The sequence below is a fragment of the Staphylococcus sp. HGB0015 genome (genome assembly GCF_000411275.1).
In the GTDB taxonomy this organism is placed as follows: domain Bacteria; phylum Bacillota; class Bacilli; order Staphylococcales; family Staphylococcaceae; genus Staphylococcus; species Staphylococcus schleiferi.
Window position 1 is genome coordinate 749,290 of the sequence record NZ_KE150418.1, and the last position, 19,549, is coordinate 768,838.

At 35.8% G+C, this 19,549-nt stretch carries 19 protein-coding genes and 1 pseudogene; 13 read left to right on the forward strand and 7 right to left on the reverse strand.

What is annotated here, in order from left to right; genetic code table 11:
* Nucleotides 1-125: 125 nt before the first annotated feature.
* The 4 genes and pseudogenes from HMPREF1208_RS12690 to HMPREF1208_RS09895 all read right to left on the reverse strand — a co-directional run.
* A pseudogene (locus HMPREF1208_RS12690) lies at nt 126-431 on the reverse strand (transposase); the annotation flags it as partial.
* A 389-nt stretch (nt 432-820) separates the two neighbouring features.
* Nucleotides 821-2,020, reverse strand: coding sequence for an IS110 family transposase (locus HMPREF1208_RS09885; RefSeq protein ID WP_331270901.1), 1,200 nt, complete (start codon nt 2,018-2,020; stop codon nt 821-823).
* 344 nt (nt 2,021-2,364) lie between these two features.
* Nucleotides 2,365-3,576: a sodium/glutamate symporter gene (gene gltS / locus HMPREF1208_RS09890; protein WP_016426245.1), complete on the reverse strand. Its 1,212-nt coding sequence runs from the start codon at nt 3,574-3,576 to the stop codon at nt 2,365-2,367.
* A 145-nt stretch (nt 3,577-3,721) separates the two neighbouring features.
* Nucleotides 3,722-4,555 carry an AraC family transcriptional regulator gene (locus HMPREF1208_RS09895; RefSeq protein ID WP_016426246.1) on the reverse strand — a complete coding sequence of 278 codons (834 nt, stop codon included), beginning with the start codon at nt 4,553-4,555 and terminating at the stop codon, nt 3,722-3,724.
* Between the two features lie 135 nt (nt 4,556-4,690).
* Between HMPREF1208_RS09895 and HMPREF1208_RS09900 the strand changes: the two genes are divergently transcribed.
* From HMPREF1208_RS09900 to HMPREF1208_RS09920, 5 genes are all read left to right on the forward strand, one after another.
* The gene (locus HMPREF1208_RS09900) at nt 4,691-5,554 is read left to right on the forward strand and encodes a hypothetical protein (RefSeq protein WP_016426247.1); all 864 of its coding nucleotides are present in this window, start codon (nt 4,691-4,693) and stop codon (nt 5,552-5,554) included.
* 162 nt (nt 5,555-5,716) lie between these two features.
* Nucleotides 5,717-6,037: a PadR family transcriptional regulator gene (locus tag HMPREF1208_RS09905; protein ID WP_016426248.1), complete on the forward strand. Its 321-nt coding sequence runs from the start codon at nt 5,717-5,719 to the stop codon at nt 6,035-6,037.
* Nucleotides 6,034-6,591, forward strand: coding sequence for an HAAS signaling domain-containing protein (locus tag HMPREF1208_RS09910; RefSeq protein ID WP_016426249.1), 558 nt, complete (start codon nt 6,034-6,036; stop codon nt 6,589-6,591). The genes HMPREF1208_RS09905 and HMPREF1208_RS09910 overlap by 4 nt, the downstream gene beginning before the upstream one ends.
* Complete coding sequence (locus HMPREF1208_RS09915; protein WP_016426250.1) at nt 6,588-7,409, forward strand: DUF4097 family beta strand repeat-containing protein; 822 nt, start codon at nt 6,588-6,590, stop codon at nt 7,407-7,409. Before HMPREF1208_RS09910 ends, HMPREF1208_RS09915 begins: the two co-directional genes overlap by 4 nt.
* A 159-nt stretch (nt 7,410-7,568) precedes the next feature.
* A complete protein-coding gene (locus HMPREF1208_RS09920; RefSeq protein WP_016426251.1) occupies nt 7,569-8,891 on the forward strand; it encodes a Na+/H+ antiporter NhaC family protein in 1,323 nt (440 codons plus the stop codon).
* A 56-nt stretch (nt 8,892-8,947) separates the two neighbouring features.
* Here the strand turns inward: HMPREF1208_RS09920 and HMPREF1208_RS09925 are convergent, their stop codons facing one another.
* Entirely contained in the window at nt 8,948-9,562 is a 615-nt protein-coding gene (locus HMPREF1208_RS09925; RefSeq protein WP_016426252.1) for a DNA-3-methyladenine glycosylase, read from the reverse strand.
* 179 nt (nt 9,563-9,741) lie between these two features.
* On the opposite strand from HMPREF1208_RS09925, the gene HMPREF1208_RS09930 reads away from it, so the two are divergent.
* From HMPREF1208_RS09930 to HMPREF1208_RS09960, 7 genes are all read left to right on the forward strand, one after another.
* A complete protein-coding gene (locus HMPREF1208_RS09930; RefSeq protein WP_016426253.1) occupies nt 9,742-10,419 on the forward strand; it encodes a DUF805 domain-containing protein in 678 nt (225 codons plus the stop codon).
* A 155-nt stretch (nt 10,420-10,574) separates the two neighbouring features.
* Entirely contained in the window at nt 10,575-11,960 is a 1,386-nt protein-coding gene (locus tag HMPREF1208_RS09935) for a YfcC family protein (RefSeq protein ID WP_016426254.1), read from the forward strand.
* Nucleotides 11,961-12,113: 153 nt separating this feature from the next.
* Nucleotides 12,114-12,989, forward strand: a complete 876-nt coding sequence (locus HMPREF1208_RS09940) for an ABC transporter ATP-binding protein (protein ID WP_016426255.1) — start codon at nt 12,114-12,116, stop codon at nt 12,987-12,989.
* Nucleotides 12,982-14,232, forward strand: a complete 1,251-nt coding sequence (locus HMPREF1208_RS09945) for an ABC transporter permease (RefSeq protein WP_016426256.1) — start codon at nt 12,982-12,984, stop codon at nt 14,230-14,232. The genes HMPREF1208_RS09940 and HMPREF1208_RS09945 overlap by 8 nt, the downstream gene beginning before the upstream one ends.
* Before the next feature lie 190 nt (nt 14,233-14,422).
* Nucleotides 14,423-14,755, forward strand: coding sequence for a YnfA family protein (locus HMPREF1208_RS09950; RefSeq protein ID WP_016426257.1), 333 nt, complete (start codon nt 14,423-14,425; stop codon nt 14,753-14,755).
* Nucleotides 14,756-14,790: 35 nt separating this feature from the next.
* Nucleotides 14,791-15,813 carry an aldose epimerase family protein gene (locus tag HMPREF1208_RS09955; RefSeq protein WP_016426258.1) on the forward strand — a complete coding sequence of 341 codons (1,023 nt, stop codon included), beginning with the start codon at nt 14,791-14,793 and terminating at the stop codon, nt 15,811-15,813.
* 245 nt (nt 15,814-16,058) lie between these two features.
* Complete coding sequence (locus tag HMPREF1208_RS09960; protein WP_016426259.1) at nt 16,059-16,268, forward strand: helix-turn-helix transcriptional regulator; 210 nt, start codon at nt 16,059-16,061, stop codon at nt 16,266-16,268.
* A 78-nt stretch (nt 16,269-16,346) separates the two neighbouring features.
* Here the strand turns inward: HMPREF1208_RS09960 and HMPREF1208_RS09965 are convergent, their stop codons facing one another.
* The gene (locus tag HMPREF1208_RS09965) at nt 16,347-16,997 is read right to left on the reverse strand and encodes an MOSC domain-containing protein (RefSeq protein ID WP_016426260.1); all 651 of its coding nucleotides are present in this window, start codon (nt 16,995-16,997) and stop codon (nt 16,347-16,349) included.
* 121 nt (nt 16,998-17,118) lie between these two features.
* On the opposite strand from HMPREF1208_RS09965, the gene HMPREF1208_RS09970 reads away from it, so the two are divergent.
* Nucleotides 17,119-17,820 carry a ribose 5-phosphate isomerase A gene (locus HMPREF1208_RS09970; protein WP_016426261.1) on the forward strand — a complete coding sequence of 234 codons (702 nt, stop codon included), beginning with the start codon at nt 17,119-17,121 and terminating at the stop codon, nt 17,818-17,820.
* A gap of 35 nt (nt 17,821-17,855) precedes the next feature.
* Here HMPREF1208_RS09970 and HMPREF1208_RS12540 read toward each other — a convergent pair whose 3' ends face one another.
* Nucleotides 17,856-19,028: a CPBP family glutamic-type intramembrane protease gene (locus tag HMPREF1208_RS12540; protein WP_016426262.1), complete on the reverse strand. Its 1,173-nt coding sequence runs from the start codon at nt 19,026-19,028 to the stop codon at nt 17,856-17,858.
* Nucleotides 19,029-19,549 lie beyond the last annotated feature (521 nt).

The following is a 19,549-nucleotide window of genomic DNA, read 5'->3' on the forward strand; positions in this document are numbered from 1 at the left end:
GTTTCTGGTTTAGAAAGCTTTTGATTAATTTGAGCTTTAAAGTACTCCCAATTATAATTTCTCATGATTTTTTTATTTGCTTTTGAATTAGATTTCATACACTGATTTCGAAGTGGACAAGCTGAACGGTTGATGGTTTTATAGGAAGGTGTTTGACGTTGAGAAAGCCACATCATGCGAAGACTATCATGAAGTAATCTTTCGATCTTACGTCCAGAGAAAACAGATTGTGTGTAGGCATACAGAATGATTTTTAACATCATTTTAGGATGGTAAGCAGTCGCACCACGATGGTGTTTGAATCCCTCGAATTTAATATCTGGTATTGATTCAACGATATCATTGACATGTTGGGATAAATCATTATCAGGAATTAAAATAGATGTTTCTATTAGTAGAGTTAATTGAGACATATTATAATCTTTTTGCATAAGGCACCTCGTTAATTTAGTTTTTGTTGTGATGAATTAAATTATACGAAGTGCCTTATTTTTTAAAATATAATGGTGAATGATTACATATATAAGCGAAGTATTTATAGCGAGACTCCTGAGGGAACAGGACGAGCCGAAGACTACAGGCTGAGGCTGTCCCCTCGGAAAGCGAGCCTATATAATACGAAGCATGATAATAAAAAGGAAGCTCGAAGACGATTTTTATCAAAATCATCTTCGAGCTATTTATTTTGGTATTTATGTCCCAGACTCTTTTTCCTACGATTAGTCAAGTCTTTATGTTTAAAATAAGCATTACTAAATTAGCCCGTTCAATTTAATTTTTTTGAATAAGGTGTTATGATGTATATGATTATATGGTTACATTAGTGTGGTGCTTTTTGATAATCATATAATTGATTGTTAGTAATAAGATAATGAATGGTTTTTAACAAACGATTCACACTAGCTATGACTGCAGTCTTATGAGGTTTCTCATTTGGCTGCTTTCTTAATTTGTAGTAATAGTCTGCAACATGATTTTTATAACGATTTCGTCCTCTAATGATATTCATGATGATTAGAAACAATAAACGTCTAGCTTTCTTATTACCTCTTTTATTAATTGTATCTCTGCTCATAGAATTACCTGATTGATAACGTTTTATATCAATTCCGACATACGCATTGAATTGTTTGTTTGTTTCAAAATGTGTTATATCTCCAAGCTCTCCAATCAGTAAAGCAGTGGTTAATTCTCCTAACCCAGGAATAGAAACTATATTTTCAAACGCATCAGTTGTCTTAGCTAATTTAATCATCTCTTTATCAAACAAATCTTTTTCATGCATAGATTTAAGTAATTTATCACATAGATGTCTTAATTTCTCTACGAGAAATGAAGATTGTTTAACTGTAGGGAAGCTATTTTGTGCTATTGAAATCAAATCATTCGTATACTTTTGAGCTTTTTTAATGGACATGCCTTTAGCTGTTGAATTAAGTATGGTATGAGTTAATTCGTCATGTGTTAATGCGAAAACACAATTGGGATGAGGAAATACTTTAGCTATATTTAAAGCAATCTTAGAGTACCTATTTTTAAATAACTTTTCTAAGCCTGGAAATGTTTGATGAAGCACTTCAACTAATTCTACCTTTAGTTTATTTTGATCATTTTCCATTTCTAAATGAAATCTTGCACGTTCTCTAAGCTCAAAATATATTTCTTCAGTATGACGTTGAATTTTAGCGTCCTTCATATTGAATGCCAAAAGCGCAAGTTTATGTGCATCAGCTTGATCGGTTTTCCATGATCTTAAAGAACTTGTTCTGAATTTAGCTTCTAACGGGTTCATCTCAATATAATTAATTTGATTTACGCGACAAAATCGAGTCATACCTCTTGAATAAATACCAGTAGATTCAAAAATGATTTGTAGGTGGTCTAAATCATTCAAATACTTTAATAAATAATTATAACCATTTTTATTATTTTGAATGGTAAATTCTCTTTGAAATTGATCGTTATGATAATGAGCTACGACACTACTTCTTTTACTAATATCAACACCTAAGTAATTGATAAATATAGCCTCCTTTAAAGAATTGAGAAGCTTTGAACTTTACTTAGCCTTTTTCATCTCATTTTCCTATACACGGTTTCAAGAACCCAACATACTTCAAACGAATTTCAAAAGGAGAGTAAAGCTGATCAGTTTAAATTGCGGATTCAAAGATCCAAGAGTCTACTCGATCTACTTCTCTCTACAACTATAAAAAATAGCTGTAAAGAAATCTATCGTCATAAATTTCTTCACAGCTAATCTTAGTATGTTTAGCATCCGTTTTAAAATGTTAGCTTAAGAAGTGAAAATAGCTTAGGTATTTTTACTTCAATATCATAAATCAATCTCTTACATAATATCCATTAAGGTTTAAAAATATTAATAAAAGTTGTGATAATTGGTACACCGAGTAAATCTACGAGGAATGCACCCACGATAGGTACAACAAGATAGGCACGTGGAGAATTCCCAAAATTTTTCGTAATCGCATCTAAATTGGCCATCGCATTAGGTGTTGCACCTAAGCCGTGTCCGATAAAACCACCAATCATGACGGCAGCATCATAGTCTTTACCGAGACAACGGAAGACAACAAAGATAGAAAAGAGCGCTACGAAAATAACCTGACAAATGACAATAACAATAAGCGGTAGTGCAAGATGATACACATCCGTGAGTTTGATGCTCATTAACGCGATGGATAAAAACACACTCAATGAAATATCGCCAATTTGATTTGTCAGTTTTAAATCAATTAAATTTAAGTTCGTATACTCTGAAATGTTACGGATGATGACAGCGATAAACATAGACGCAACATATAATGGAATATTCAAGCCTGACCATTCACTAAATGCTTTGCCTAAAAATGTCCCTAATCCCATACAAAATAGGATGACCGTCATTTGAATGAAAAAGACTTCGTTAATAGAAAAGTTTTTATGTAAGCGACGATTAATGTCGATTTCTGAATAATCTTTTTGTGTTTCTTCTGTATGTGCAGGTGCTAAATCGTGTTTTTTTATAAGGTAACGCACAACGGGGCCACCCATTAAGCCACCAGCAACAAGACCCAGTGTTGCCGCCGCTAATGCTGCCGTTACAGCTGAGTCAATACCATAACTTTGAATTGTTTGACCATATGCAGTGGCATTCCCATGTCCACCTTCCATTGACATGGCACCGGCAGTTAACCCGAGTAAAGGATCAATATGTAAAACTTTTGCCATTGAAACCCCAATGATATTTTGGAATGTCGCAAGCACACCACATAAAATCCAATAGACGATTAATACTTTTCCACCCAGTTTTAATAACTTGAATGAAGCGCCTAAACCAATTGTTGTAAAAAAGGCAAGCATAAAAAAGTCTCTGAAAAAGTCACCGTCTAATTTAATATGAAGCACACCTGTTGAAGAAAGAATCGCAGATATAATCGCAAAAATCAGTCCACCGATTACGGGTGAAGGGATGCTTAATCGATTAAAAAGTGCAACTTTATTGACGATTGCTTGACCAATAATAAGCAATAGACACGCAACAAACAACGTTGTAATACTGTTCAGCTCTATCACTGTTACGTTCCCCCTTTAAGTTAATGAAATAGAAAGGGCTTTCAACCCCATACTAAATAATTATACTTTTTTTAAGGGCAAAAATCTATATAAATATAAAATTGGATGTAATCTCTCACAATATACTATTATTAAATAGTTCAAATTAATCAGAAGGTTGTTGTGATTTTCTATATGCTGTTGCACTCATGCCAAACTGTTTTTTGAAAGTTTTAGAAAAAAGGAGAGGGTCTTTATAACCAACACGATATGCGATTTCTTGGATTTGCAAGTTGGTTCCTTTAAAAAGTTTTGAAGCTTGATACATCCGAACATGGATTAAGTAATTTTGTGGGGATTGATCGATATGTTTTTTGAACATTTTATACAAGTAGCTTCGGCTCACATTGACGTGCTTTGCGACATCGGCAATCGTAATGGCCTTCATATAATTGTCATTGATATAGCGGATCGCTTCACGCACATTTGAATAAATCTCAGTCTGAACAACAGCAAACGGTTTTGGGAAATGCAAATGTAACTGATAGAGCAGTTCATACAAGTCACGCATATGCTGGATATCATCTGATGCTTCAGTCGAATAGTGAACCGAGCGATGACACATGCGATAAATGATATGTTCAATCGCACCCGTGTTTTCATTTTGGACTACAATACGCTCTTTTAAAGTGGTTCGATTCAAATAGTCTAGTGCAATTTTGCCACTAAAGCCGACCCAATAATAAGTCCACGGCTCATTTAGTTCTGATTCATAATGAACTTCCATACCTTGTTGAAGCAGAAATAAATCACCCGGTTTTAAAATATAAGTTTGATTTTGATAAATGAGTCTGCCAGTCCCTGCCATGACGATATGTAATACAGCCGGTTTTGACACAGTATATTGGTAACCCCCTTGAGGCGTTCCAACTTCGATGCCACACTCATCAACGTGTGCCTCGAATTGGTCTTTTTTAAACATTTTCCATAATATTTGCATGCCAACACCTTCTGCTTAAAGATATGGAAACATTTTACCATAATTTGTGATGATTGGTATATATTCTCATATCTTTTATAGTGTTAAATTAATTGTATAATAAAAAATAATATTCTATTTAGAGGTGTATGGAAAATGAAAAAATTAAGGAATAAGCCAATGCGACAGGCGCAACCTCAACCCCTTGCACGTAGAATACGTTATATACCTTATATTAATCGACATGTTTTTAATTCGTATTCTATGGATTATATAAATCATACAATAACCGTTTTAGCTGGTGAATGGGAGTCAACAGTGAAACGCTTTGAGACTGACGAAGAAGTCGCTTACACATGGGAGAAGTCGGAACAGCATGATTCAGGGGATGTCGGATTAGATTTAGAACAACTTGGATGTACGAACTGGTTAAGTTACCAACAATATTTTGATATCAAAGACTTTGATGACAGTAAAGATTATCATCTAAATATAGAAGGCATCAATCAACTTTTTCTCATTAAAGTGAATGACATGAGTTTGGGGGTTGTCGATACAACGCAAGCCGTAATTGAATTCGATGTGACGGCGATGATTAATGGGCAAAATAATAAGATAGAGTTAATCACTGGTTTTCAGTCAATGGATGTTGTAAGCGATTCAGCTGAGCTAGATTTCGAAATGGATTTATGCCAAAATCTTTATATTTTAGAACGGGCGAATGATCGTATTGAGAATTATGAAATCGTCATTAAAGATATCAATCAGCATGGTTTGATGCTACAATTACAGATTTTAGATATTGATGGTGCACCGCTTCCTTCCTTTGTGCTTGTTGATGCCGAAGCGCGTATGATATTGGAAAGTGACATTGATATAGATAAGGTGACATCAATTCATATTCCGCTTAGTCAAGATGGACATCCTCCTTTTATTTTGTATATAGAAACCGAACATGAAACCATTGCACATCGTATTGAGATCAATGGAAAACATGAACCAGTTGTCCTAACACATTAAAAAACGAATATAAGCATCAAAAAATAAAACACAACCATTCATTATTGAAAGATTGTGTTTTAATTTTTAATCAGTACCTTGTAATGTTTAATAGCTTAGGTAAGTTAAGTTTAGTATTATACTTTAAACAGTACTGATTGATGTATAGTTGGAGGTTTTGTGATGAATATACAATTTAAAAAAGGTGCATTAGAAATGATTGTCCTTTTGATTATTAAAGGAGAGGCACAATATGGTTACTCCCTTGTGCAAAACATTTCTAAGCGAATGATGATTGCAGAAGGTACCGTTTATCCCTTATTAAGGCGTTTAGTGAAAGAGGGTTATCTTTCGACATATTATCAACCTTCAACAGAAGGACCAGCAAGAAAATATTATGAATTAACAGAGTTAGGTTTGGTGCGCTTGAATCAATTAAAATCGGAATGGCGTGCGTTTGTAGATATCGTACAACTATTTATAGAAGAGAGTGAGCAAGCATGACAAAGAATGAATATTTAGCCTTACTTTATGAGCATTTGAAAAATATGTCTGAAACAGAGAAACAGGATATTGTCTCAGAATACGAAAATCATTTTATTGAAGGTTTGAATGATGGCAAAACTGAACAACAAATCGTCAAGATGCTAGGTCATCCTAAAGATATGGCGAAAGCAATTAATGCTGAAAGTGCAGTAGGTGAAGCAGAAAAGCACAAGGGTTTTTCTAATACGGGACAAGCAATTATAACTGTATTAGGGTTGAGCGTTATTAATTTTATTTTAATTACAGGTCCATTATTGATATACATTAGTTTGCTTATCAGCCTTGCATTCGTAGGACTCATTGGCTTGGCAGCCCCTTTTTTAGTGTTCTATCAACAAAAGTTTACAACAGCCCTTGTTTTAATTTCAGATTGGTTTGCAGCGATAGGGTGGCTTGGCTTAGGTATCATGCTCGTCGTTTTAATCATTATTATTGTGAAATGGAGTTACTTGATTGTCATTAAATATTTAAAATGGAATATTCAATTGATCAAGAGAGGTGATCAATCATGAAAAAGACACTCAAGATTTTATTTTTAGTCGGCTTGCTCCTCTTTATCGTTGGTATTGTAGGTACCATCTATTACACCTTTTTTAATCAACAGTCTAAAGTGCACTATGACAAAATAGAGAAGAAGTTTGATACGTCTCAAATAAAATCGCTACATATTGAAGCTAAAGGAAAAGATGTGGAATTTACTACTGGGAATCAACTCAAAATTGAAGGTGCGTTTACTGACAAGAAAAATGCGATTCAAGCTAAGCAACATCAACAACAATTAAATATTAACATTAAAGGAAATGATGCAGTAGAACCTCGTATTAATGTCAATCCTTTTAAAGATGTAGAACGTCATAAAGTGTTAATCACGATTCCAAAATCGAAATTAGATGAACTTTCATTAAAGTCAGCAAAAAGTGCCATGAATATCGAACAATTAAATATCAATAAGTTGAGTGTAGATACAGATTCTGGCTCAATCGTAATCAATCATAGTCAGATCGATACGCTGAATGCGCAAATAGGTTCTGGTTTTATAGAAAGCGAATCAACAGATTATAAAGAGATACTCATTCATAACCGTTTAGGTCATACAGATTTAAGTGATGTACCAATAGATATTCCGATAACAATTGAAAATGAAAAAGGAGGCGTCGAAGTCACTTATAAAACACAGCCCCGTAATACGAGATTCGATATACAAAATCGCTATGGGAATGTCGATTTAGAAGATATTGAAAACTTAAAGCATAAGCAAGTTGGTGAAGGACAGCATCGGGTCGTTATTAAAAATAAGACGGGTTATGTTACTTTTTCAACTGATGATTAAGAAAACGACTTTATACGAAAACCATCATTTGTTTGGATTGTATGATAGTGAGTAAATAATCTTAAAACGAATATGTAGAAGTAATGAAGCAAGTGACTTGTCAAAGTTAAATAATGGTGTATAATCCTTATCGTGAAACTAAGGTATAAGGAGAAAGAGATGTCACAAGAATTAAGAAGTCAAAAACAGTATGGTGCACTCGCATTATTACCCCTTATCATTTTTCTCGTCTTATATATTGGGGTAGGTTTATATTTTACTGCGATAGGTGCTAAAGACCCATTCAGTCGATTGCCACGGCATGTTGCGATATTTATAGCCATAGTTATTGCTTGGGTTTGTTATGATCGGAAAACACCAGTTGCGAAAAAGATTAAGATCTTTACTGAAAACGCGGGTTCTTCAGGTATTGCTGAACTTGGATTAATTTTATTGTTAGCAGGAGGATTCGCGAGCGCTGCTTCTGCGATGGGCGGACAAGAAGCAATGGTAAATATGGGGCTTTCAGTCATACCACCAAGTTTACTCATACCTGGTATCTTTGTGATGAGTGCTTTTGTAGCCACATCATTAGGGACATCAACGGGAACGCAAGCGGCGTTTATCCCGATTGGTGTTGCTGTAGCACAGTCTGCTGACTTAAATGTTGCAGCCGCTGCAGCTGCTGTCATTGCAGGGGCTTATTTCGGGGATAACTTGTCTATTATTTCAGATACAACAATCGCTGCAACAACAGGTGTCGGTGCTAAAATGAAAGACAAGTTTAAAGCGAATTTTTTAATCGCACTTCCAGCTGCGGTGATTACATTTATTATTTATGCCATTGTGGGTGGTACGGGACATATTGATAAAGATTTAAGTTATAACTTTATTGATTTACTTCCTTATTTATTTGTGTTGGTTGCTGCTATTGCAGGAATGAACGTCATGCTCGTCCTTATTTCGGGGATTTTACTCACAGGCGTGATTGGTGTAGCAAGAGGAAATATTGGCGTTTTTGAATGTACTACTAAAATAGGTGAAGGTATGGAAGGTACCTTTATGATTTTCCTTATCGCGTTTTTAATTTCCGGACTTGTTGCGTTGATTCGATATTACGGGGGTATCGATTGGATTATTGAAACGATGAAAAAACGTGCGAATGGACCGAAAAGCGCTGAATATGCGATGAGCTTTCTATCAGGCTTTTTATCCGCTGCATTAGTGCATAATGTGGTCGCAATTATTATATCAGCACCGATTGCTAAAGAAATTGGACAAATGTATAAAATTGCGCCCAAACGAATGGCAAGCTTATTAGATATCTTTGCAGCGAGTGCATTGATGGTACTACCGCACGATAGTGGTATGTTAATGGCCGAACAATTTGGTCATGTCACATATTTAGAAGTATTGAAATATTCGTTTTATCCAATTATTTTAGTTATTTGTACCATTATTTCGATTCATATCGGTATGTTTCGTAGGAAAGAAACAGCATAAAGAAAAAGCCATGGATTTCGAACAGCGTTTTCAGTTCGAGATTCATTGCTTTTTTATTACGAAGATTTCCACGTTTCATGTGCGGGTAACCGATCTTTCGCACGCATATGGGACACATAGGGGTTTCCTTTAACCGTAAAACGTAGCGGTTCATCCGTCCACTGTCCTTTATTTGGGATGCCAATTCGAGGGCCTGCTACAATTGCTCTTGGATATTTGCGATGTTTTGTATCAATTTTTAATCGGCCTATATTCAATTTGGAGCCATCTATTGCACGCGGAATTTGTAATGCTTGTGTTAATTTTCCCGGCCCGTTCGTTAATTCATAGCCTTTTTTGCCACGATTGTATTCCATAATATCGATGCCTTGCTCTGGTTGAATGGCACGGATAAGGACGCCTTCAGGAACACCAGCTGTTTGGGTCACAAAATTAATTAATAATTGTCGGTGCATCGTATGCGCATAAATCGTGCCACCTTCTTGATAGAGAGATTCGACTTTCGGTGTGCGCTTCCCTTGAAAACCATGTGCAGCTTGATCTTGATGGCCGAGATAAGCTTCAGTTTCAACAATATATCCTGTAAGCGTATGGTGTTCAGATTCATAAATCAATTGAACGCCTAATAAGTCTTGAGCAGTTTGAATCGTTGGACGATGAATAAAATCCATAATACGTGCCTCCATATATGATGATGATTCATATTGTAGCGAACTTGCGTGTCAAAACCAACTCATAGCCACATCGAAGGGAAATATATTAAAGAGATGCATCGTGAAAAAGGGACCTGTTACATTAATTAAAGAGTATGGTACACTGAAGAAAAGAGAAAATACAAGGAGGATCAATCATGTACGTCACGCCGAAAGTTGGCTTTGTAGAGGCCTACAAATATTTTTGGTTAAATTACTTTAACTTCAAAGGGCGAAGTCGTCGAAGTGAATACTGGTGGGTAGCGCTTTGGAATTTTTTGATTTATGTTGTCACATTTTTCATTGCATTCTTATGTTTCTTTATCCCAGGAGCAGGACCCATTTTAGGTGTAATTCTAGTCATTCTTATATTCCTCTATGCGTTAGCAACCATTATTCCTAATTTAGCGTTACAGGTCAGAAGATTTCATGATGTGGGCTTTTCAATGTGGATTCCAATGATTAGTTTTATCGTTAGTATCATTTATAATATTATCAGTGACCTAAGCCCTGATGAAGATATTTCTGAAGGAAACATCAATGGGGTCGATACAAAAGTGACTGGAAACTTGAATTTTGATTTTATTCCAGATTGGTTAGGTTATACTTTACTTAGCCTCACAATCATTTTAAATATTGTGTGTTTAATTATTGCCTTGCTTGATAGTAAGGAACAAGTCAATAAATATGGACCTTCGCCTAAATATATTGAGGCCGGTCACGATAAGGGCTTCCCTAACGATGAACTAAAAGATGATGCTTCAAACGAGGAATCATTCACATCATACGAAACATCACAACAAAAACAAATAGAACAAGATTCTTATAAATATTAAATCAAGTGTGCTCAAAGATGAGATGAAGTAAGCAAGCATTTCATTTTTGAGCATTTTTGTTTAATTCAGAGCGCATGATTAGAACAGATGGATTAAGTGTATATAAATAAAAGTCAGTTTATTTCGAAAATTTAAACAAGAGGGATGTTTTAATCATGAAAAACAAGCTGAAAAAACTTAAAATGCCACATACGTATGCTTTATTGATGATGGTGATTGTGGTGGCTGCACTATTGACTTATCTGATACCGGCGGGTACATTTGAACGAAAAAAGGTCAATAGTCAGACGGTTGTTGTGCCTGATTCTTATCATGTATTACCTTCACACCCTGCAAGTTTATTGGATATCTTTCGTGCTGTACCAGAAGGATTAATAAGTGGTGGAGAAATTGTTTTTTATATTTTTTTAGTAGGCGGCGCTTTTGGCGTTGTACATAAGAGCGGTGCAATAGAAGCAGGGATTCGGCGATTGATGACGCAATTAGGGCAGTTTAAAGTGTTAATGATCCCGCTCACTATGTTAATGTTTTCAATTTTAGGTTTTTCAATTGGACTCGCGGAAGAAACGATTATTTTTGTGCCTATCGGGATTATAATTGCACGAACTTTAGGTTACGATGCATTGACGGGGGCGGCAATCGTTATTTTAGGTGCAGCGAGTGGCTTTATTGGAGGGATGCTCAATCCATTTACAGTCGGCGTTGCACAAAGCGTCGCCGAACTCCCACTATTCTCAGGATGGGGATTGCGTTCTATCATTTATATTTTTATTCTGCTGGCCGCAATGGTGGTGGTCATGCGCTATGCGCGACGTGTGAAACGTTCGCCTGAACAGAGTATCGTATACAAATTAGAACAGGAAGAAGTGGATCGTCATCAACAAGAAGCGGTTCCATCATTTTCGCGTAGACAATTCGTCAGCCTATTATTCATTGTTGGCGCTATTGGATTGAATATTTTTGGGATTTTTAAATTCGGTTGGACATTTAATGAAATGAGTGCAAACTTTTTGTTAGCGGGACTCCTTGCTGGCTTTGTAGCTGGATTGGGCTTCAACGGTACATTCGACGCTTTATTAGAGGGCATGAAAAATGTCTTATTTGGTGCAATGATTGTTGGTTTTGCGAAAGGGATTATCGTTATTTTAGAAAACGGAAAGATTATCGATACGATTGTCTATTTCATGACATCAATGTTAGAAGGATTACCATCAGTTGTGACGATTATAGGGATGTTCATTTTTCAATTTTTCCTCAACTTTTTCATTCCATCTGGATCAGGTCAAGCTTTAACTACAATGCCGTTGTTAGTGCCAATTTCAGATTTACTCGAGGTGAATCGACAAATTACAGTTTTAGCTTTTCAATATGGTGATGCAATTAGTAATAGTCTCTTTCCAACATCTGCTGTTCTAATGGGTGCCTTAGCAGTCGCTAATATAAGCTATACACAGTGGATTAAATTTGTATGGAAACTGATACTTGCATGGGTAGTGATATGTGCAGTGGCAATGTCTGTAGCATATTTAGTAGGTTATTAAATAAATAGAAAAGAGGCTCCCGTGTAGTTGAGATTGAGGTGCTGTGCTGACATCTTTTAAGGCAGTACTTCATCTTGGCTACACTTTTTTCTACAAAGTGACATTAAGTGAGGTTAACTGCTTCAATTTACGTTATGCTTTAAGGGTACTACAATGCCGTTAATGAAACATATTGTGGCAGTAGATGATATTTCGTTTGAACTTCAAAAAGGTAAAATGTTGGGCTTTTTAGGCCGAAATGGTGCGGGTAAGACGACGACATTTCGTATGATTTTGGGATTATCTGAACCGACTGAAGGCAAAATTACATACGAAGGTAAAAAGATAGATAAGACGATGTATGACATAATTGGCTATTTACCAGAAGAAAGAGGATTACATCCTAAATTGACTGTAACAGAAGAACTCAAATATTTAGCGACTTTAAAAGGGATGAAAAATGCGGATATTAAAAAAGCTTTAGATTACTGGTTAGCGCGCTTTCAAATTACAGAAAACCGTCATAAAAAAATAGAAGCGCTATCTAAAGGAAACCAACAGAAAGTACAATTGCTTGCAAGTATGATTCATGAACCGTCACTATTGATTTTGGATGAGCCATTTAGTGGGTTAGACCCAGTTAATGTAGAGTTGTTAAAAGATGCTGTAAAAGGTCTTAACGCCAAAGGGACGACGATTATCTTTAGCTCACATCGTATGGAACATGTCGAAGAGCTCTGCGATGATATATGCATATTAAATCGTGGACAGATGGTTGTACAAGGGGACATTCAACAAGTGAAACATCAAGCAGGCTATCAACGTCTTGTCGTCGATGCGCCTTATGACTTATCAGAAGCGGCGCAACTTCCGGGTGTTTTACATTATGAAACCCATCGCTCAGAAAAACATTTTACAATTGAAAGTGAAACTGTGGCAGAAGCAATATTTCAAATCGTTCAACAAAAAGGTTATGCGAAACGTTTTCAACTAATGGAACCAACGATTAATGAAATCTTTATAGAGAAGGTAGGTGACAAAAATGCATAAATTTTTAGCGACTTTCCAAATCACATACCAAAAGAAGTTGAGATCTAGATCTTTTATCACGACGACGGTCATCATGATTTTACTCATCATCGGTTTAGCGAATGTGGATAAAATCATTAAACTGTTTGACGGTGGAGAAGACCGTATTGCAATCGTAACGCAGGATAAAAATTTGTATCAACAAGTCAAAAAGCAATATTCGATTGTTAATGAAGACACGAAGTTTGAACATGTATCAGAAAAACAAGCAAAGCAGAAATTAAAAAAGGAAGATATTGATCAAGCTTTCATTATTAATGAAACGAAGACACATGAACTCAATGGAACTATTTTAAGCCACGATACACCTTCAGATAAAGATAAATCGACATTACAATCTGTTTTGACTCAACTACAAGTGCAAAAGGTTGCACAAGATCTTGGACTTCAAGGACAAGATTTACAAAAGTTACAAGCACATAGTAATGTTAAAAGCCAAATTGTTCAAAAAGAAGGTCAAGCAGATCAAAATTTAAGTTCTGAAGAAGAAGGTTTTAGTAAAGCAATTGTAATGGCAGGAACATTTCTAATGTTTTTTATTACAATTAACTATGCACAACAAATAGCGATGGAAGTAGCGACAGAAAAAACATCGCGTGTTTCCGAAATGATTATTACGAGTGTCAGTCCTGTGCATCATATCTTAGCCAAGATTTTAGCTGTATTAGCTGTGGCATTCACTCAAGTTTTAGCACTCTTTATCACTGTCGTCGCTTGTTATTTTATATTTGATTTAAAACATACATTTGACTCGATATCTGTAGAATTTACACCTCATATCGTTCGCTTAATTATTTTCGGATTGATTTTCTTGATTCTTGGCATCTTTAGTTATGTTATCTTAGCTGCTATTTTAGGTAACTTAACGTCTAGAATAGAAGATATGGCACAATCATTAATGCCAATGACTTTATTAATAATGGGTGCATTTTACTCAGGTTATTTTGGTGCGCTTAATCCAGACAATTTATTTATCAAAATTACGAGTTATGTACCGTTCTTCTCACCGTTTGTGACATTCTCTCGCTTATCCTTATCCAATGTCTCAACGATAGAAGGTATTATTGCAGTAATCATTCACATTGTGCTGATTATTGTGTTATTTATTATTGCTGCAAAAACATATAAAAATTCGGTTTTATCGTTTGAAAAAGGATGGGTCAATGTTTTAAAACGCGCTTTTCAACGCCAAAACCAATCTTAAAAAGACGTCAAAATGATGAATAAAATTAAGGTAACGGGTTTCGTAAACAGACACTACTGTTTTAGGAATTCAGTTACCTTTTTATCGGTGATGGCCGCAAGTCATTTTTACTTTATGTAAGCGTGATTGTCTTATCATTTATATTTTGTAGTATACTGTTAGAATAGAGTAAAATATATGAGGTGAAGATGTGAGTTTTGTGTATTCCACAGTGATTTTTATCATAGCAGGATTATGTGAAATCGGTGGCGGTTATCTCATATGGCTATGGCTACGCGCAGAGCGACCATTCATGTTTGGATTCATCGGTGGTGTCGTACTCATTTTATATGGTGTGATTGCGACATTTCAAACCTTTCCAACTTTTGGACGTGTATATGCAGCGTATGGGGGTGTCTTTATCGTTATGAGCCTTTTATGGTCATATTGGATTGATAAAGAACCGCCGGACAAGTTTGATTTGATTGGTGGTGCCATCTGTATCATAGGGGTGCTCATAATGGTATTACCAACTAGGGGATAAACTTTGGGAGCAGTGTAAAGGAGTACAGTGTAAAAATGTTTATTAATATTGAACAACAATCTAATGGTATTGAACTCATCAAAATAGAAAATAACAAAAGTAAAATTGTATTCATGAATTACGGTGCACGTATTGTTAGCTGGAGAATTGGTGACAATAATATTGTTTTAGGGAACGAAGTTGAAGCTGATGAATTTTATCCTCATCATCCTTTTTATTTTGGTGCAACAGTTGGAAGAGTCGGCGGTCGCATAGCAAACGGTCAATTTGAATTGGAAGGCAAAACCTATACTCTTGAACAAAATGATTCGCCACATCATTTACATGGTGGACATCATGGTCTGTCAGATCGGCTGTTTGATTATCAAATCATTAAAGAGGATCTTTCAGAAAAGGTGCAAGTTGTCTTTACCACACAAATGCGACAAGAAGAAGATCATTACCCGGGAAATATAGATGTAAAAGTGACTTTTACGTATGATACATCGGAAACATGGACAATTGAGTATGAAGCACAATCAGATGCAGATACACTATTTAATCCAATGAATCATGTGTATTTTAATTTAAATCGAGATAGCAATGTGGTGGATAACCATGTGATTGCAAGTGATCGATTAGCAATGTATCCTTTAGATGAAACAGGCATGCCTAGGCTAACTCCGATTGATCTCGTCGAAGAAATGGGTTCGAATCAGATTCAGTTAGCACAACTTTTTAATACTACAAAGGAGAGCATCCAGCAACAAGTGAATGCGAAGAGAGGTTTAGATCATCCTTTTGAAGTGGCGGAGGGTCAACTATCGATTTCAAATGATGACCTTGCTTTGCATGTCTCAACAGATGCGCCTCAAGTTGTGCTTTATACGCTAAATGACTCTGAAAATTGGAAAAGCCATATGAATATTTTTAAGCCTCATTCAGGTATTACAGTCGAAACGCAAAGCTTACCGAATGATATACAGTTATTAGGTCCTAAGGCCTATTCGATTTTGAAAGCCAATACACCTTTTTATTCTAAAACGGCATTTCAAATCCAAAGATTATCCAATTGTTAAATGCATTGTGAATTCAGGTAAGTGTGGGGTAGGTTTAAGGATGTTGGAAGAGAGGATATGAAGTTTTCCGCCTCCTATTTCTGTTTAAGAATCGTACAAAAGACCATTTGTATGTGGAAAATAAAAAGGCATTGGTAGCAGTTTGCTTTTATCTTTATTTCTGCCTTGTTAAAGGTGTAAAATGCATCTTATATCAAATTTATAGTTTCATCCCAACTTTTACTTTTATTTGAGGAGATGATGCGATGCGCAATCGTTTGAAAGAATTACGTGCAAGAGACGGCTATAATCAGACACAATTAGCCGAAAAGGCGGGTATCTCTCGTCAAACCGTGTCATTAATAGAGCGCAATGATTTTATGCCCTCTATTTTGACAGCGGTAAAGATTGCGCGTATTTTCAATGAGCCTGTTGAACAGGTCTTTATCTTTGAAGCCAAAGACTTCAATACCTAGTTTCCTGTTTCAATGCCAATTAAAGTCGATACATAGTAGGGTGACAAATGTCAGCCTGCTTTTTTTGCATCCATAAAGCTAGAGGCGTGCAAGCATTTTTTCAAGTTTTTGTCTGCGCTTTTGTGTAAGAAATGGATTTTGAATCGCATATGCGAGGCGGTCTTTATTTCTTCTATCGTTATAATAAATATCATTGAGTTCTTGAACAGAAAGTCTTGTTGCTTCAGGCGCACTTTTTATAAGTTGCAAGTCATCATTTGGAGAAACATAGCCTTCTTGTAAGACGCGGAAGTAACAGTCTGTTTTTCCAGAAGACGTCATATCTTTAACAAGGTGAGGATAACCATATTTACTTTGGATTTTCCAACAAGGTTCACGTATTTCAGAGACTTCGATACGTGCTTCTCCAAGTTGGTATTGATCACCAAAAAATAATGTCGTCTCATCTACATGATGTACAGTAAGATTTTCGCCAAATAAAGCATAATCAGGTAAGGGCTGAATAACCTCTTTCCACATATCATAATGAGAATAACTGTATAAACAGAGTGCTTTATCAGGTCCGCCATGGTCTTTATATTCTTGTTCGTCTGTGATTAAACCTGTTTGAGATAGCCATACCTTATCTTGAATAGGCTTTTTGTTAAGTGCACTTTTCATAGGTCGATCGTTTCGATATTGTAAAGATTCTATTTTTCCCGTTGAGATGGCATGGATTTGATATTTCATTTTGCTTCCTCCTCATATTTAAGGTTTATTTTAACGTAATTCGGTTGATTCGTCATGGCTTTTTCAGATGAATATTGTACAATAAAGACAGATACATAAGTCATAAAAAAGGAGTGCGACAATGGGCATTAAGCAACTAAAACAAATGACACTAGATGAAGCGACAAGTCGTATTGAAGATGGCATGACGGTGGGCATTGGAACAGGAAGTACAATCGAATTACTCGTTCCGAAAATTGCGCAACTCATCCATGAAAAGGGGTATCAAATTAAAGGCGTATGTACTTCAGAACGTACAGCACTACAAGCGAAGTCATTAGATATTCCAATTGTTGATGTGAATGATGTGACGCATATCGATATCGCGATAGATGGTGCAGATGAAATTGATCCGAACTTGAACTTAATTAAAGGCGGCGGTGGGGCGCTGTTTCGAGAAAAGGTCATCGATACTTTTGCGGAACGATTTATCGTTATTGCGGATCAAACAAAGTTAGTTGATTATTTAGGACAAACGTTTAAGCTCCCTGTTGAAGTGGATGCTTTCAACTGGCGTCAGTTGATTCGTACCATTGAACAAGCATTTGACGTTAAAGTGATACGACGAATGATTGGTGATATTCCCTTTATTACAGATAATGGGAACTATATTTTAGATTGTACGCTAAATCAAAGCATTGATCCGTATGTATTTCATGAATACTTAATTCACCTTGTTGGCATATTAGAAACAGGCTATTTCTTAGACACTGTTGAAGAAGCCATCGTTGGAACAGATGAAGGCTTAAAAGTGATTCATCACTCCGAACAAATAAAAAAGTAGCGCGGTCGTTGACCGGCTACTTTTTATTTATAATATCAATCTGTTTTGTCCTCATGTTTTGACGTTTTTGTCACGTCGTTTTCATCTGTCGTTGTTTCTGCAGATGATTGAACCTCATTATCCGTATTTTCAATATTTACTTTTTCTTCATCGGCTGTATCCGATGATGTCGCCTCACGCTCTTGAATAGATTGATTTGTTTCGTTCGTTTGTTTTTCTTCATCTTTGATTTGTTCTTTAGACGTTAATTCTTCGTCAACATTTGCGTCATTTTGTTGTTCTGGTTGCACGCTTGTATTTGGCGCATCAGAACTTTTTGTTGTTGGCTTTGGTTCCGCTGCTGTTTCTGTTTCATAATGTTCTTCAAGTGGATTATCTTCTTCCTCTTGAGATGTATCGAACATCAATGGTGTATCGTCATCTTCGCCTTTATGACGTGGTGTAAAGAGACGCATGATGAGACCTAATACGACAACGACAGCTGCAACACTTGCTGTAGAATAAGCAAGGACTTTCATAGAGAAAACATCTCCAATTTCTTCACTAAAGAAAAAGACTCTAGCAAAGGACATGGCTGCATGGAATAGCGTAGCGATATAAATTGAACGCCCGCCTGTCCCTCTAACAAGTTCGCCTGCTATCATTGAGAATGAGAAAACGTAGAGTGCACTGAATAAAGTATAGGTTGATCCAAATGCAGTGTTCACATCCCATACTAAATAAAGGACACTGACAACGATGTTCGCAAAGAAGTGTGGCAATTTTGCTTCGACAATATTTAATAGATAAGAACGAAAACCAAACTCGATAAAGAATGCCATAAGAAGATGGCCGATTAAAATAGTCCAGATCGTCTCAGACAAGTCTTTAGACTGTAATAAGATAAAACTATCCGCATATGTATTAAAACTATACATACCGATGATAAAAATAATTAAAGGTAAAGTCAGTGCTAATAAAATTCTTTCAATAACTTTTAAATTAATCCCTAACTTTAATCCACCAAGTTGTTCTTTTTTATTTTTAAATATAATGATACATAATACCGCGGCAATAAATGGACCTAAGCTATTTAATGCAAATACAAACGGCTTGAAACCAGATGCTTTCTGGAAGTCTTGTAAAATCAAGGGGCTTGCATATGCAAAAATAAAAAACACAAAGATGGTCATTGCCCATTGGAAGCCTGAAATACGCGTTCGATTCATAAAAAATCCTCCATATTAAACGTAGCTAATGAGGTTCGTATGCATGAGGGTGTCCCATCAACATATGCTGCAATGAATTACAACGCAAGAAAGGACGACGATCAAGTCATAGAATCTAACGTTCATTATAAACATATATTGTAAAGAAATAAATTATTAACAGTCAAATATCATTGAATTGTAATATAAGTTAAGAAAATTGTTACAGATTTTATCGTGTAATATAAACCTCACATGATACGTTCAATCGTGTCTTTACCGACTCAAATATCAAAAGGAATATCTTCATTGATTTATGACGCTTCCCATTTGTTAACGTTTTCTTTGTATTTTCAAGGGTAAAAATAGTAGCATAGAATTGTAGAAAATTATGACGTAGGGGTGTCTCATCTATTACAGCAGGTCAAACGATTCAAGCGTAGTCGCTACTTAACACGAATATGTGCTTGTCACCAAGCATGCTATTTCAATTTTTGCTGAGATGGGACAACCTTATTGAAGTCTCGTACGAAAGAGGGGGT